At 73.3% G+C, this 15,142-nt stretch carries 13 protein-coding genes; 9 read left to right on the top strand and 4 right to left on the bottom strand.

What is annotated here, in order from left to right; genetic code table 11:
• Nucleotides 1-117 precede the first annotated feature (117 nt).
• From BBK14_RS29690 to BBK14_RS29680, 3 genes are all read right to left on the bottom strand, one after another.
• Nucleotides 118-945, bottom strand: a complete 828-nt coding sequence (locus BBK14_RS29690) for an ABC transporter permease (RefSeq protein WP_083391338.1) — start codon at nucleotides 943-945, stop codon at nucleotides 118-120.
• Nucleotides 942-2,171: an ATP-binding cassette domain-containing protein gene (locus tag BBK14_RS29685; RefSeq protein WP_071066576.1), complete on the bottom strand. Its 1,230-nt coding sequence runs from the start codon at nucleotides 2,169-2,171 to the stop codon at nucleotides 942-944. Before BBK14_RS29685 ends, BBK14_RS29690 begins: the two co-directional genes overlap by 4 nt.
• Nucleotides 2,172-2,478: 307 nt before the next feature.
• Nucleotides 2,479-3,243 carry a PadR family transcriptional regulator gene (locus BBK14_RS29680; RefSeq protein WP_071066479.1) on the bottom strand — a complete coding sequence of 255 codons (765 nt, stop codon included), beginning with the start codon at nucleotides 3,241-3,243 and terminating at the stop codon, nucleotides 2,479-2,481.
• A gap of 596 nt (nucleotides 3,244-3,839) precedes the next feature.
• Between BBK14_RS29680 and hemL the strand changes: the two genes are divergently transcribed.
• The 7 genes from hemL to ccsB all read left to right on the top strand — a co-directional run bounded on the left by hemL (nucleotide 3,840) and on the right by ccsB (nucleotide 11,944).
• Nucleotides 3,840-5,195 (top strand): glutamate-1-semialdehyde 2,1-aminomutase, encoded by a 1,356-nt coding sequence (hemL, locus tag BBK14_RS29675; RefSeq protein WP_071066478.1) that lies wholly within the window; start codon nucleotides 3,840-3,842, stop codon nucleotides 5,193-5,195.
• Nucleotides 5,192-5,836, top strand: a complete 645-nt coding sequence (locus tag BBK14_RS29670) for a histidine phosphatase family protein (RefSeq protein ID WP_020463546.1) — start codon at nucleotides 5,192-5,194, stop codon at nucleotides 5,834-5,836. The genes hemL and BBK14_RS29670 overlap by 4 nt, the downstream gene beginning before the upstream one ends.
• A 22-nt stretch (nucleotides 5,837-5,858) precedes the next feature.
• Entirely contained in the window at nucleotides 5,859-6,794 is a 936-nt protein-coding gene (locus BBK14_RS29665) for a putative RNA methyltransferase (RefSeq protein WP_071066477.1), read from the top strand.
• A 289-nt stretch (nucleotides 6,795-7,083) separates the two neighbouring features.
• Nucleotides 7,084-7,641 carry a TlpA family protein disulfide reductase gene (locus tag BBK14_RS29660; protein ID WP_071066476.1) on the top strand — a complete coding sequence of 186 codons (558 nt, stop codon included), beginning with the start codon at nucleotides 7,084-7,086 and terminating at the stop codon, nucleotides 7,639-7,641.
• Between the two features lie 6 nt (nucleotides 7,642-7,647).
• On the top strand, nucleotides 7,648-8,676 hold the full coding sequence (locus BBK14_RS29655; protein ID WP_071066475.1) for a cytochrome c biogenesis CcdA family protein: 1,029 nt from the start codon (nucleotides 7,648-7,650) through the stop codon (nucleotides 8,674-8,676).
• On the top strand, nucleotides 8,673-10,754 hold the full coding sequence (gene resB / locus BBK14_RS29650) for a cytochrome c biogenesis protein ResB (protein WP_071066474.1): 2,082 nt from the start codon (nucleotides 8,673-8,675) through the stop codon (nucleotides 10,752-10,754). Before BBK14_RS29655 ends, resB begins: the two co-directional genes overlap by 4 nt.
• Nucleotides 10,754-11,944: a c-type cytochrome biogenesis protein CcsB gene (gene ccsB, locus BBK14_RS29645; RefSeq protein ID WP_071066473.1), complete on the top strand. Its 1,191-nt coding sequence runs from the start codon at nucleotides 10,754-10,756 to the stop codon at nucleotides 11,942-11,944. Before resB ends, ccsB begins: the two co-directional genes overlap by 1 nt.
• A 61-nt stretch (nucleotides 11,945-12,005) precedes the next feature.
• Here ccsB and BBK14_RS29640 read toward each other — a convergent pair whose 3' ends face one another.
• The gene (locus BBK14_RS29640) at nucleotides 12,006-12,425 is read right to left on the bottom strand and encodes a PLD nuclease N-terminal domain-containing protein (protein ID WP_071066472.1); all 420 of its coding nucleotides are present in this window, start codon (nucleotides 12,423-12,425) and stop codon (nucleotides 12,006-12,008) included.
• Between the two features lie 339 nt (nucleotides 12,426-12,764).
• On the opposite strand from BBK14_RS29640, the gene BBK14_RS29635 reads away from it, so the two are divergent.
• Nucleotides 12,765-14,216, top strand: a complete 1,452-nt coding sequence (locus tag BBK14_RS29635; protein ID WP_071066574.1) for a menaquinone biosynthesis decarboxylase — start codon at nucleotides 12,765-12,767, stop codon at nucleotides 14,214-14,216.
• The gene (mqnP, locus tag BBK14_RS29630; protein ID WP_071066471.1) at nucleotides 14,213-15,142 is read left to right on the top strand and encodes a menaquinone biosynthesis prenyltransferase MqnP; all 930 of its coding nucleotides are present in this window, start codon (nucleotides 14,213-14,215) and stop codon (nucleotides 15,140-15,142) included. The genes BBK14_RS29635 and mqnP overlap by 4 nt, the downstream gene beginning before the upstream one ends.

The raw sequence follows: 15,142 nt of genomic DNA, 5'->3' as shown, positions 1-15,142 counted from the left end.
CACCCCACCACCGCGGCCCAAACCTCGACTCAGGTTTAGCGTGGCGGGTGAATGAGTCCATGGACTCATTCACCCGCCACACATCGGGCCGCCCGGCCTGACCGGAGGCCGGTTTGGTCAGAGGGAGCGTTGGTAGGCGCGGAAGGCCTGGGTGGCCAGGGCGGTGGCGGTCAGGGCGGCGGCGGTCAGGGCGGCCACCCGCCAGCCGGCCAGCGCCCAGTTCGGGTCGGCGGCGATGGTCTCGCGCGCCGCCGAGACGGCCCAGTCCAGTGGGTTCGCGAGCGCGATCGGCCGGATCCAGCCGGGCAGCAGGTCGCGGGACATCATCGCTGTCGAGAGGAAGGTCAGCGGCAGCGCGAGGAAGTTGGTCGCCGCGACCAGTGACTCCTCACGGCGGACGAGCAGCGCCAGCGCCATGGACAGCGCGGCGACCACGGTGCCGAGCGCGATCGCGACCAGGACCAGCACGAGCAGTCCGACGGCACCGCCCCCGTAGTCGGTTCCCAGCGCCCAGCCGAGCAGCAGGATGATCACCGTCTGGACGGTCGTCAGCAGGGCCTGGTAGGCAAGACAGCCACCGATGATCGCCCAGCGGCTGGCCGGGGCGGCGAGGATCCGGTCCATGACCCCGCGCTCCATGTCCGTGATGAAGCCCAYCCCGGCCCAGCCGGCGCTGAAGAACGCCGACATCATCACAACGCCCGGTGTCAGGTAGTCGAAGTAGGAGCCGTCGCCGAATCCGGGTATGTCCGCGACTCCGCGGAACAGCGACCCGAAGAGCGGCAGCCACACCACGGCCTGGACCAGGCTGATCGACAGGTAGGCCGGCTGGCGCAGCAGCGCGCGCACGTTGCGCACGAAGAACGCGGCGAGCTGCCCGCGCCCGGACACGCGGGCCGGCCTGGCGCTCCCCGCCGCCGGTCCCGGCAGCACGGCGCTGCTCATCGGACGTCCCCCTGCCCGGTGCCCGAACCGTGCTCGCCTGCCGTGCCCGGCTGGCCTGTCGTGCCCGGCTGGCCTGCCGTGCCCAGTGTGCGTGGGGTGTCCGGTGTAGGCGGGGTGTCCGGAGGGTTCGCGGCGGCGTCCGGATCCCCGGAACGGGCTTCGGGCCGCATGCGGCGCCCCACGTGGCGCAGGTAGACGTCGTCCAGGGAGGGCCTGGCGATCGTCGCCGACGCCACCGCCAGCCCGGCGCCGTCCAGCGCCGCGATGACCGCCGGCAGGGTCGCGGCGCCGCCGGACACCCGGCTGCGTACCTGTCGGCCCTCGACGGCCACGTCCAGCACTCCGGGGACGGCGGCGAGGAGCTCACGAACCCGGGCCGCCTGCTCGGCGCCCTCGTGCGTCCGGTCGCCCTCCGGGTGGGCGGCGAGCTCGAGGTTCACCGAGTCACCGCGCAGCTCGCTGCGCAACGTGTCGGGACTGCCCTCGACGACCACGCGCCCACCCTCGACGATCGCGACCCTGGCGGCGAGGCGGTCGGCCTCCTCGAGGTAATGCGTGGTCAGCAGGATGGTCAGCCCGTCGGCGGTGAGGTCGGCGATCTCCCGCCACATGGCCGACCGGGCCTGTGGATCCAGGCCCGTCGTCGGTTCGTCGAGGAACAGGACGGACGGACGGTGGACGAGGCCGACGGCGACGTCCAGCCGGCGCAGCATCCCCCCGGAGTAGGTGCGGGCGAGCCGGTCGGCAGCGGCGCCGAGGTCGAAACGGTCGAGGAGCTCGTCGACCCGGCGGGTCAGTCGGGGGCCGCCCAGCCCGTAAAGGCGGCCCTGTAGCCAGAGGTTCTCCCGGCCGGTGGCGTCCAGATCCGTGCCGGATTTCTGGGTGACCAGGCCGATCGACCGGCGTACCAGGCCGGGATCGCGGCGGACGTCGTAGCCGGCGATGCTGGCCGTGCCCGAGTCCGCGCGGGACAGCGTGCTCAGGATTTTGACGGTGGTCGACTTGCCGGCCCCGTTCGGCCCGAGCAGGCCGAACACTGTTCCCGCCGGAACCGTGAAGCCGATGCCGGCCAGGGCCGGGACGGGCCGGGCGCCGCGTCCCCGGCCGGGGTACGACTTGTGCAGGTCGACGACAGTTATCGCCGCGGTCGGGTCGGGCGGGCTCGCGGCCCCCCGGGGCGTCGCGCCCGCCGCGGGTGCGGCGGACGCCTTGGACGGTGCTGCCATGGGATTTCCCTGGTGGTGATGCCGCCCGCTTGGGCGGTGCAGGCCCAGGCCGCACCGGGTGATCCCGGCGCGGCCGCTGTCAGGGCGCACGCCGACCGCGTCCGGCCCGTGTCCGGGGCCGGACGCCGTGGCGGCGCCGTCCGGGGCGAGCGGAGCCGGCCTTGCCGCGTACCAGGGACGGTTATCGTCGACCTGGGAAGGTGTCCGGTACGCGCGGTGGAAACACCGCGAGGTCGGGCGCTCGCCGGGCGGGTCCCCGGCGCCGGTGTTGCCGCACCGGTGCGGGGGACCCGTCGTCGTCACGTCGTCATCGCGGCCCCCCGCCGGTGGTGCCGTCGCCGCCGCCCTCGATCGCCGCGGGCCCGCCGGAGAGCGTCTCCATCTCGGCGAGCAGCGCCGGTGTCAGCTCGCCCCACCGGCCTCCGGCGATCTTCTCCTTCACCGCGGTGACCAGCGCGTGCATCTCCTCCGGCCGGGCGGCGTCGGCGTGGAAGACGTCCCAGAGCTCGATGCCGTCCAGCTCGCGGGTGGCGATCGAGGTGATGAGGGCGTCCACGAAGCGCAGCTCGGCGTCCCGCAGGGCGTCGACGTACTCGCCCTCCAGGCGGAAGATCCGGGGCAGGTTCTCGACCGTGGCCAGCCGCGCGGTGGCCTTCGCCGCCTCGGACTCCTCGAGCAGCCGCTGCCGGCGCTCGCTCAGCATGCGGACGGCGTCGTCCGGTGGCAGCACGGGGAGCAGTGAGAGGGCGGCCTCGAAGCGGGTGTACTCCTTCACCGGCGTGCTGACGAGCTCCGCCATCCAGTCGTCGAGCTCCACCCGCCCGGCGTCGGTGATCGCGTAGATCGTCCGCTCCGGGCGGCGGCCCTCGCGCACGGTCCGGGTCGCGACGATGCAGCCGGCGCGTTCCAGGCTCTCGACGACCGTGTAGAGCGAGCCGAAGTTGAGCTTGATGCTGTCGGCCTTGCGCCGCTCACGCAGCGTCGTCGAGATCTCGTAAGGATGCATCGGGCGCTCGTTCAGCAGCGCCAGGACGGCCAGGGCGAGCGGATTCGACATCCTGCGCCGTGCCATGGGTTCTCCGTCCTCCGCCCGTGGCTCGCGTGCCGCCGGTGCCCTGCCGTCCGTGCCTGGGCTGCTGGCCCGCGTCCCGTGTCCCGTGTTTCTGTGCTGCTTGGTACCGATTACTCGCCGCCGAGTATCAGGGTTCGGATGGCTGAAGGTCAACCGCCGTTCCTGGGATGGCGGGGAGTCGGGCCGGTGGCCCGTGTGGGGAAGGTCGCCTAGGACAACCGCGCCTATCGATCATCGGTGCGGGCGGAGGCACCCCGGGCCCGGTTCCGGCATTATCAGGACATCCACCGGGCCCGCAAGGTCCGCCGGGCACCCGTCGAGTTCGCGGCGGGGCATACCATCGTCCCTGGCGGCCAAGCAAGACCCGGGCAGATGAAGGATTAGGGTCTGGTTCGTCCCCGGCGCGCAGGTGCCGGGTCGGGACGAAAGTTGGTAACCGGGAGCCGCCGCCGGTGGGCGGCCGGGGCAGACCCCCGTCCGCCGGCGGCCTCGGTCGGTGCCGACCGCTCCGGCCCCGCTCCCGCTCTCGGTGCCGGATCCGCGGCAGCACCCGCGCCGGGCGCGGGCTCGCGGCGAGACCTGCGAGGATCGGGGGCATGGTGGTTCCGTCTACCGCACCCGCATCCGATGATCTCTTCCGGCGGGCCCAGCGGGTCGTCCCCGGCGGGGTGAACTCGCCGGTGCGTGCCTTCCGCGCCGTCGGGGGCACTCCCCGCTTCATGACCTCCGGGTCCGGCCCGCGGCTCGTCGACGCCGACGGCCGCACCTACGTGGACCTTGTGTGCTCCTGGGGTCCGATGATCCTGGGCCACGCCCATCCCGACGTGGTCCAGGCGATCACGGCGGCCGCGGCCCGGGGCACCAGCTTCGGTACGCCCACCCCCGGCGAGGTGGAGCTCGCGGAGCTCATCGTCGAGCGGGTGGCCCCGGTCGAACAGGTGCGCCTGGTGAACTCCGGCACCGAGGCGACGATGAGCGCGATCCGGCTGGCCCGGGGGTTCACCGGACGTCCCACGATCGTCAAGTTCGCGGGCTGCTACCACGGGCACGTCGACGCGCTGCTCGCGTCGGCCGGCTCCGGGGTGGCGACCCTCGGCCTGCCCGACACCCCGGGCGTCACCGGCGCGGCGACCGCCGACACGATCGTCCTGCCCTACAACGATCTCGCCCTGGTCGAGGCGACCTTCGCCGAGCGCGGCGACACGATCGCGGCGGTCATCACGGAGTCCGTCGCGGYGAACATGGGGGTCGTCCCGCCGCTGCCCGGTTTCAACGCCGGCCTGCGGCGCCTGTGCGACGCCCACGGCGCCCTGCTGGTGTTCGACGAGGTGATGACGGGGTTCCGCGTCTCCCGCACCGGCTGGTGGGGCCTGGAGGGTGCCGTGGAGGGCTGGGTGCCCGACCTGTTCACCTTCGGCAAGGTGATGGGCGGCGGCCTGCCGGCCGCGGCCTTCGGTGGCCGGGCGGACGTGATGGCCCGACTGGCCCCCGCCGGCCCCGTCTACCAGGCCGGGACGCTCTCCGGGAACCCGCTCGCGGTGGCCGCCGGGCTCGCCACGCTGCGCGCCTGCACCGACGAGGTCTACGCGACCGTCGACGCGCGCGCCGCCGACGTCGCCGGCATCGTCTCCACCGCCCTGAACGAGCAGGGCGTCCCGCACCTGCTCAACAGCGCTGGGTCGCTGTTCAGCGTGTTCTTCACCGACGCGACGGCGGTCATCGACTACGCCGGCGCGAAGCGGCAGGCGAGCGAGCGCTATGCCGCCTTCTTCCACACCATGCTCGACGCGGGGGTCTACCTTCCGCCGTCGGCCTTCGAGGCGTGGTTCGTCTCGGCGGCGCACGACGACGAGGCGGTCGAACGGATAGCCGCGGCGGCACCGGCGGCCGCCCGGGCCGCGGCGGCGGTGGCGGTGGGCGCGGCGGTCGCGGTCGGCGGGGGGGCCGTGTGAGCGGGCCGGAGGTCACGACCGTGCACCTCGTCCGGCACGGCGAGGTGTTCAACCCGAGCAAGGTGCTCTACGGCCGGCTGCCCGGCTACCGGCTCTCCGAGACCGGCGAGCGGCAGGCCAAGATCACCGCCGAGTACCTGGCCGGCTTCGATGTCGCCGCGGTGGTGGCGAGCCCGCTGGACCGGGCGCAGCAGACGGCCACCCCGATCGCGGCGGCGCACGGCGTGCCGCTGCAGGTCGACCCGCGGCTGATCGAGAGCCGCAACGCGTTCGAGGGCAGGACCTTCGAGGCGGGCCCCGCGGTGTTCCGCTATCCGGCGATGTGGAAGCTGCTGCGTAACCCGCTGACGCCGTCCTGGGGCGAGCCGTACACGGAGATCGCCGGGCGCATGCTCGGCAGCGTCGCCGAGTGGCGGGACGCCCATCGGGGCCGGCACGTCGTCCTGGTCAGCCACCAGCTTCCGGTGTGGATCGCCCGGCGCGCGCTGGAGGAGCAGCACCTGTGGCACCGCCCGGACCGGCGGCAGTGCGCGCTGGCGAGCGTCACCTCGGCCGTCTACGTGTCCGGGGAGCTCCTCCGGGTGGAGTACAGCGAGCCCAACGGGCCCACCGCCAACGCGCCCGGCTCCGTGGGCGCGTGAGGGCCGGCCCCCACCGCGTCGGATGATCCATCCAGCCCTGCGCCTCCTGCGGTGCCCCGTCTGCGCGGCGCCCCTGGCCGACCCGGCGGGTGCCGTGCGGTGCGCCGCGGGGCACTCCTTCGACGTCGAACGGTCCGGCTACCTGAACCTGCGTACGGGCCGGGCCCGCCGGGTGTCCGGGGACACCGCCGAGATGGTCCAGGCCCGGGTCGACTTCCTCGGGGGTGGCCACTACGCGCCGCTCACCGCCCGCCTGGTCCAACTTGCCGCGGCCCGAACGGGGGGCGGGCGGACACCGGCCGATGCTCCGCCAGCCGATCACCCGGCGGTCAGTGATCCGGCGGCAGGTGATCCGGCTGCCGGTGCTCCCGAGCTCGTGCTGGAGATCGGCGCCGGCACCGCCCACCACCTCGCGGCCGTCGTGGACGCGGGGCCGCGGCGGCTCGGGATCGCCGTCGACGTGTCGAAGTACGCGCTGCGCCGCGCGGCACGGGTCCATCCGCGAATCGGTGCCGTGGCCTTCGACGTGGCCGACCGCTGGCCGCTGCCCGACGCGTCCGTCGACGTCCTGCTGGACGTCTTCGCGCCGCGCAACCTCGCGGAGATGCGCCGGCTGCTGCGGCCGGGGGGCACGCTGCTCCTGGTCACACCCGGAGAGGGGCACCTCGCGGAGCTGCGGGAGCCACTCGGGCTCGTCGGAGTCCAGCCGGGCAAGCGGGCACGGCTGGCGGACGAGCTTTCCGGCCGGTTCGCCCAGCTCTCCTGGGAAACGTTGACCCGTACCATCCAGCTCGGCGTGGACGAGGTCGTCGACGTGGCTCTCATGGGCCCCACCGGGCATCACACGGGCGCGCCCGAGCTGCGCCGGCGCCTGGCCGCGGTGTGGCCCCCCGGCCGGGCCGCGATGGACGTCACCGCCTCCTTCGTCATCGACCGCGCGCAGGCGCCCGAGGCCTGACCTGTGGCGGGCCGGCGTTGCCGGCACAGCCGGCCCGGTGTGCGGTCCCGGTGTGCCGGCCGGGCCGGAGCGCCTGGATCGCGTCAGTGCCACGGGGCCGAGTCGAAGGTCCTGGGACGGACGTCCGGGGCCTGTGCGGCCAAGCCCTGACGCATGCGGCTCACGGGGCACCTACTCTGGAGGGCGTAGTTCTACGCTTGGTCGTAGAAGGTCGGCGATGCTGGACGATGCCGAAAGGAGCGGGCTCATCCTGGGCTGGGAGCGGGACACTGGGCGGAGACGCCGCGTGATGGCCGTGGTCGCCGCCGTGCTGCTGGTCGGCGGCGGGCTCGCGGCCTGCTCGGCGAACGCGAGCAAGGTCGACGCCACGGGTGGCGGGGGCTATGGATTCGTTCAACAGGCACCCGGGCAGGACTTCGTGCCCGCCGCGGACCGCCGTGAACCGCCGGGGATGTCCGGCGCGACGCTCGACGGGAGCCAGCTCGACCTCGCCTCGCTGCGAGGCAAGCCCGTCGTGGTGAACTTCTGGGCCTCTTGGTGTGCCCCGTGCCGGGCGGAGACCCCCGGTCTCGTCACACTCGCCGGCAGGAATCCGGACGTCGCCTTCGTCGGGGTGAACGAGAAGGACAACGCCTCCAGCGCGAAGGCGTTCACCCGCGACTTCAAGGTCGGGTACCCGAGCATCGTCGACCGGCTCGGCACGCTCGCCGCCGGTTGGCCGGTCGCCCCGGGCCTGCCGTCGACGTTCGTCCTCGACGCGGACGGCCGCATCGCCGCGCGCTTCACCGGTGGCGTGCTGCCGGCGGAGCTGACCACCGTGCTCGAGCGGCTCCGGACGGAGGTCTAGTTCCGGATGGGTGTCGTGGACGTCGTCACGGACGGCCCGCTGCTGCTGGCGGCGCCCGTCGCGGCCGCGGCGGGGCTGCTGTCCTTCCTGTCGCCGTGCGTGCTGCCGCTGGTCCCCGGCTACCTGTCCTTCATCACCGGGTTGTCCGGCGAGGATCTCCAGCGCCGTCCGGCGCAGACAGCCTCCGCCGGGTCCGCGGCGTTCGCCGCGACCGCGGAGCCGGGCGAGCCCGCCGCCGCGCCGATGGCTGCCGCCGGAGCGCCCGCGGCTGTCGGAGCGCCCGCCGCCGCAGGCGTGTCAGGCATGTCAGGCGCGGCCGACGTGGGTGGCCCCGCGCGGGGGTCCGGTGCGTTGCCGGCCGTCGGCGTACCGCCGTCCGGCGGTGCTGCGGCGGCCGCCGGCGGGCAGCCGTCCGCGCTGGTCCGGCGGCTGGGGGAGCTGCGCAGGGTCGGCCGGGTGACCGCTGGAACCGGGCTGTTCGTGCTCGGTTTCAGCGTCGTGTTCGTGACGTACGGGGTGGCGTTCGGCGGCCTCGGCCAGTGGCTGAACCTGCACCAGGTCGGGCTCAGCCAGGTGCTCGGTGTGGTCACGATCGTGATGGGGCTCGGCTTCGCCGGAGTGTTCTCCCAGATGTCCTGGGCCAACCGGGAGTGGCGCTTCCACCGCGTGCCCAATCCCGGGCTGCTCGGCGCCCCCGCGCTGGGCCTGCTGTTCGGTCTCGGCTGGACGCCGTGCATCGGCCCGACCCTGGCCGCCGTGCTGGGGCTCGCCGCGCAGAGCGCGACGGCCGGGCGCGGCGCGTTCCTCTCCGCCATGTACTGCCTGGGGCTCGGGCTGCCCTTCCTGGCTGTCGGCCTGGCCTTCCGCCGGGCCGCCGGTGCCCTGCGGGTGGTTCGCCGCCACGCCCGACTCCTCGCGCTGACCGGCGGCGCCCTGCTGGTGACGGTGGGCGTTCTGCAGCTCACCGGAGCCTGGGCCGACCTTGTCGCCGAGCTGCGCCCCTACGCGCCCGGATTCTCGGAGACGCCCCTGTGAGCACACGTCCCACCGCGCCGTCAGGACATGTCGACGGGCTGCGCCCGGACGATCCGACGGTCCTCGAGGCCCCGGAGGCGTTCGACCCACCGGCTCCGCGAGCGTCGTCGCGGCGCCCGCCCGCGGCCCGCGGGCCGGCGGGGAGCGCCCCGGAGACGGGCCCGGACGAGGCGCCGGAGGCGGATTCGGAGTCGGGAGCCGGAACCGTCTCAGGAACGGGCCCGGGAGACGTCCCGGAAACGGGACAGGAAACCGGCGCTGACGCGCGGCCGGCCGGCGCCGCGAGTGCCGCCGGTTCCGCGGAACCGGCCGGTGCCGCTGGTTCCGCGGACGCAGCCGGTGCCGCTGGTTCCGCTGGTTTCGCGGGTGCAGCCGGTGCAGCCGGCGCAGGGCCGCGCGCCGCCTGGCTCGCGCTGCTGGTCCGGTCCTGGCGGCAGCTCACCAGCATGCGCACCGCGCTGGTGCTGCTCTTCCTGCTCGCGCTGGCCGCGGTGCCCGGCTCGCTCATCCCCCAGCGCAACCTCAACCCGATGAAGGTCGAGGAGTACTTCGCCGAGCACCCCACGCTCGCCCCCTGGCTCGACCGGTTCTCCGCCTTCAACGTCTTCGGCGCGCCCTGGTTCGCCGCGATCTACCTCCTGCTGTTCATCTCGCTGATCGGCTGTCTCTGGTCGCGGGTGCACTGGCACGCGCGGGCGTTGTTCACCGCCCCGCCGAAGGCGCCGGCCCGGCCGGGCCGGCTGCCCGGCGGCAGCACCTGGACGAGCCCGCTCGACGCCCCGGACGCCGTCGACCTGGCCCGTGGGGCGCTCCGCGGGCGGCGGTTCCGGGTGGCCGTCGCGCCTGGTGACGCCCGCCGTCCCGACGGCTCGCCGGACCACTCGGTCGCCGCGGAGAAGGGCTACCTGCGCGAGAGCGGCAACCTGGTGTTCCACCTGGCGCTCGTCGCGCTCCTCGCCGGGATGGGGCTGGGCTCGTGGTTCGGCTACCAGGGCACCGTCCTGGTCGTCACCGGCAACGGGTTCGCGAACACCCTGATCTCCTACGACCAGTACAGCGGCGGCGAGCTGGTGGACGCGGCCGGCCTGCCGCCGTTCTCGCTCACCCTCGACCAGTTCTCCGCCTCGTACCAGGACAACGGCCAGCCCGCGGACTTCCGGGCCGACGTCTCGTACCAGTCGGACATCGGCTCGCCCGTGCGCACCGACACGATCCGGGTCAACCACCCGCTGCGGATCGGCAGCGCGAAGATCTACCTGATCGGTCACGGCTACGCGCCGCACTTCGTCCTGCGTGACCCCGCCGGCGCGGTCGTCTGGGAGTCCTATGTGCCCTGCACGCCCCGGGACGGCATGTTCACCTCGACCTGCACGGTCAAGATCCCCGACACCGGCCTGCCGCCGGTGGGGGAGCGCCAGGAGCCGCAGCAGCTCGCGTTCAGCGGGGTGTTCACCCCGACCACCGTGCTGGACCCGGGGCACGGATACGTCTCCACCTTTCCGGCGGCGCGGGCGCCCGGGCTCACGCTCACCGGGTTCGTCGGGAACCTGCACCTCAACGAGGGCATCCCGCAGAACGTCTACGCCGTCGACACCCGGGACATGACCCAGTTCCCGATGACCGGGCCGGCCGGGGAGAAGCGGATCGCCCAGGTCGTCGCCCTGAACAACCCCGGGCAGCGGACGCTGACCGGCCTGCCGGGCGGCCTCTCGCTCGAGGTGGACGGCGTGCACGAGTTCGCCACGTTCCAGACCAAGTCGGACCCCTACAAGGGACTGGTGCTGGGCGCGTCCGTCGTCATCATTCTCGGCCTCGTCGCGAGCCTGCGGGTGCGGCGCCGCCGGGTGTGGGTGCGGGCGACCCCGCTGGACGGTGGCGGCAGCACGGTGGAGGTCGGCGGCCTCTCCAGATCGGACGCGCAGGGCTTCGCCGCCGAGCTGGCCGCCCTCAGCGAGGAGATCCGGCTCGACACCACCGAGGCCGAGGCCACCGCGGACGGGGAGAAGCCGGCCGCTGCCATGCCGGCCGACCCGGTCACGAGCACGACCATCAGCGCCACCAGCGAACGGGAGCCTTGATGCCGGTCAACGAAGGCATGGCCAATCTGTCCGACCTGCTGTTCGGGACGTCGGTCGCCGTCTACGCGGCGGGGATGCTCGGATACGCGGCCGAGTTCGCGTTCAGCCGGCTCGGCACGCCGTCCGGGAAGGCCGCCACCGCGGACGGTGACGGGCAGCTGGAGACCGCCGGCGAGGCCGGTGCGCAGGCCGAGAAGCAGGAGATCCTGGTCGGCGCCGCGACCTCCGCCCCCGGCACCGCCGAGGCCGCCGGGGGCAGCATCGAGGCCGCCGGGAAGCCGGGCAGGGCCGGGAAGGCGACGCGGGCAGGGGCGGGCACCGCGGGCCTGGCGGACGCGGCCGGAGGGGCCGCGGGCTCGGACGTCGCGGCGGGCGGTGGCGATGCCGCCGGATCCGGGTTCGCGCCCTGGATCGGCCGGATCGCGGTGGTTCTGACGATCGTCGGCTGGGTGGCGCACGTCGGTTCGGCGGTCACCCGGGCGATCGCGGCGAGCCGGGTTCCCTGGGGCAACATGTACGAGTTCTCGTCCATGATCTGCCTGATCGCGGTGACGACGTTCCTGGCCCTGATGACCCGCCAGCAGATCCGGTGGCTCGGGGTCTTCGTGATGGTCCCGGTCGTGCTCTCCATGGGCTTCGCCGGCACGGTCCTCTACGTCGCGGCGGGGCCGCTCGTCCCGGCGCTCAACTCGTACTGGCTGCGGATCCACGTCGCCGGGGCGATCGTCGCCAGCGGTGTCTTCCTGGTGTCCGCTGTGACGACGGTCCTGTTCCTGCTGAAGGACCGTTGGGAGAACCGGCTGGCCGAGGTGGCCTCCGGCCGCGCCGAGGCGTCGCGAGCCATGCGCAGCCGGGGCGGGATCGTGATGCGCCTGCCGTCCTCGGCCACCCTCGACACGATCACCTACCGCGCGATCGCGTTCGCCTTCCCGATCTGGACGTTCGCCATCATCGCCGGGGCGATCTGGGCCGAGGCGGCCTGGGGCCGCTACTGGGGCTGGGACCCGAAGGAGACCTGGTCCTTCATCACCTGGGTGATCTACGCGGCGTACCTGCACGCCCGCGCGACAGCCGGGTGGCGGGGACGGCGCGCGGCGGCGGTCTCGCTGCTGGCCTTCAGCGCGCTGTTCGTCGACTACTACCTGGTGAACCTGGTGATCAGCGGCCTGCACTCGTACGCCGGGGTCTGAGGCACCGGCAACGGGCGGAACTGACCCCTGGGCTGCCGGCCGTGGGGCCGGCAGTCGGGGGTCAGCCGCGGGCGGGCGGCTCGGGCTCGCCGCCGCGGATGCGGTCGGCGAGCTCGCGAAGGAACTCGGGGTCGTCGTCCGGGCCGACGGGGCGGACGGCCTGGCGGCGCATCCCCGTCCGGGAGACGCCGGACCGGGTGCGGCCGCCGGCGGTGCGCCGCTCGGTTCCCCACGGCCCACGGCCGCCGAACGCCGGGTGGTCCGAGGCCGCACGGCGCTCGTAGCCGTCGTAGCCGTGGGCGACGCGTGGCCGCCCGAACAGGAACCAGCAGACCGAGCCGAGGAAGAAGAAGACGATCAGCACGATCAGCCAGATCGGTTTGGGCACGACCTTGACCGCGTCCGCTGGAGTGCCGATCACGTCTATGACCGAAAACACCCAGACACCTATGATCAGGAATGTCAGCGCGAGACCCAGCACCGGCCGACCGCTCCTCTCACTCGCTGTGAGCGGCGCGCCGCCGCGCACCTGCCCGTGGACATCGCCGATCGGCGTGCCCCTGTCGAAGACGCACCGGCACCTCGCGGTCACCGGCGCTGGACTGTCCGCCCCCGGCCTCCCGGACCCGCTCTGTCGGATCCACGGCTTCCAGGATGAACGTCTCGTGTGTCCCTAGTGTGCCTCCCGGGTGGACGCCATGTCCCAGCGGTCCGCGAAGGCGCTGTTCACCGGTCGCGAATGTGACGCGCCAGACGCTTGGAGCGCCCTGGGACAGGGTACGACCAGCGGCCCTTCGCCGGCGCTGCAAAGATGGACGCCATGGCCTGGGCCGATCTCCGCGCGTTCCTCGCTCACCTCGACCGGAGCGGGGACCTTCGCCGGGTGCGGGTTCCCGTCGACACCCGCCTGGAGGTGACCGAGATCGTCACCCGGGTCGTCCGCGAACGCGGCCCGGCACTGCTCTTCGACAAGCCCCTCGGCTCCGACATGCCGCTGGCGATCAACGTGTTCGGCACCGAGGCACGGATGGCCGCGGCGCTCGGCGTCGACCGCCTCGACGACGTCGGCACGCGCATCGGCGAGATGCTGCGCCCCGAGCTGCCAGTCGGCTTCGGCGGCCTGCGTGACGCGCTCGGCAAGGCCGCGCAGCTCACCTCCCTGCCGCCGCGCAAGGTCCGCACCGCTCCCTGCCAGGACGTCGTCCTCAAGGGCTCGGACGTCGACCTGAACCTGCTGCCCGGCGTGCACGCCTGGCCGCGTGACGGCGGGCCGTTCCTCAACCTGGGGCTGACCCACACGAAGCATCCCGAGACCGGGGCGCGCAACCTCGGCATGTACCGGCTGCAGCAGCACGACGCCCGCACCGTCGGCATGCACTGGCAGATCCACAAGGACTCCAACGCCCACCACGCCGTCGCCGAGCGGCGCGGCGAGCGGCTGCCGGTCGCGATCGCGTTCGGCTGCGACCCCGYTGTCACCTACGCGGCGTCCGCCCCGCTGCCCGCCGAGATCGACGAGTACCTGTTCGCCGGCTTCCTGCGCCGCGAGCGCGTCGAGATGGTCGACTGCCTGACCGTCCCGCTCCAGGTGCCGGCGAACTCCCAGGTCGTGCTCGAGGGCTGGCTTGAGCCCGGCGAACGGCTGYCCGAAGGGCCCTTCGGAGACCACACCGGCTTCTACACGCCGATCGAGCCGTTCCCCGCGCTGCACGTCGACGTGATGACCATGCAGCGCGACCCGGTCTTCCAGAGCATCGTGGTCGGACGTCCACCGCAGGAGGACGGGCCGATGGGCAAGGCGACCGAGCGCATCTTCCTGCCGCTGATCCGGATGATGATCCCCGAGATCGTCGACTACGACCTGCCCGAGGCCGGGGTCTTCCACAACTGCGCGATCGTCTCGATCGAGAAGCGGTTCCCCAAGCACGCCCAGAAGGTGATGAACGCGGTCTGGGGCGCGGGCCTGCTCTCGCTGTCGAAGCTGATCATCGTCGTCGACGCCGACTGTGACGTCCACGACTACCACGAGGTCGCCTGGCGGGCGTTCGGCAATGTGGACTACGCGCACGACCTGCTCACCACGGTGGGCCCGGTCGACCACCTCGACCACGCCTCCTACGAGCAGTTCTACGGCGGCAAGGTCGGGGTCGACGCGACCCGCAAGCTGCCCACCGAGGGATACCGGCGCGACGGCGGATGGCCCGAGGAGATCGTCATGGATGAGGCCGTCCGGGACAGGGTGACGCGTCGGTGGAAGGAGTACGGCCTGTGAGCGACGCCGTCTTCGCCCCAGGCATGCCCGGGCGGGCCTCCGGCGGGCCGACGCACGGCCCGGTGCGCGCGTTCCTGCGGCTCGTCGTCATCGAGCACTCCGTCTTCGCGCTGCCGTTCGCCTACGTGGCGGCGCTCGCGGCCTGCTTCGCGGTCTCGCGGTCGGTGCACTGGCGCGACCTGGCCCTCGTCACGGTCGCGATGGTGGCGGCCCGCACGTTCGCGATGGCCACGAACCGGATCATCGACCGGGCCATCGACGCCCGCAACCCGCGTACCGCCGGTCGCGAGCTCGTCACCGGAGTGGTGTCCGTCCGCACGGCGGTTGTCGGCTCGATCGTCGCGCTCGCGGTGTTCCTCGGCTCGGCCGCGGCTCTGTCCTGGCTGTGCCTGGCACTGGCCCCGGTCGCGGTGGCCCCGCTCTTCGTCTACTCCTACGCGAAGCGGTTCACCGACTTCCCGCAGGCGATCCTCGCGATCGCCCAGGCCGTGGCCCCGGTCGGCGCCTGGATCGCCATCACCGGCCGGTGGTCGTGGTCGGCCGTCCTGCTCGGGCTCGCCGTCGGCACCTGGATCGGCGGCTTCGACCTGATCTACTCCTGCCTGGACGCCGAGGTCGACCGGCGGATCGGGGTGCGCTCCGTTCCGGCGCGGTTCGGCGTCCGGGCCGCGCTCGCGGCCTCGGTCGTCACCCACGTCGTGACCTTCGCGCTGTTCGTCGTGTTCGGCCTGCTGGAGGACTTCGGTGCCTGGTGGTGGGCCGGCCTGGTGCTGACCGCGGCGGCCTTCTGCTACGAACACGCGATCGTCTCGCCGACCGATCTCTCCCGGATGAACCGCGCGTTCCTCACGGCCAACGGCTTCGTGGGGATCGGCCTGTTCGCCTTCGCGCTGGCCGACCTGGTCAGCCGCGGTCTGTCCGGCTGA

Origin of the sequence: Parafrankia soli (assembly GCF_001854695.1) — a bacterium.
Lineage (GTDB): Bacteria > Actinomycetota > Actinomycetes > Frankiales > Frankiaceae > Parafrankia > Parafrankia soli.
The sequence above is the reverse complement of the archived record's forward strand: the minus strand, read 5'-3'. Positions and strand labels throughout refer to the sequence as shown.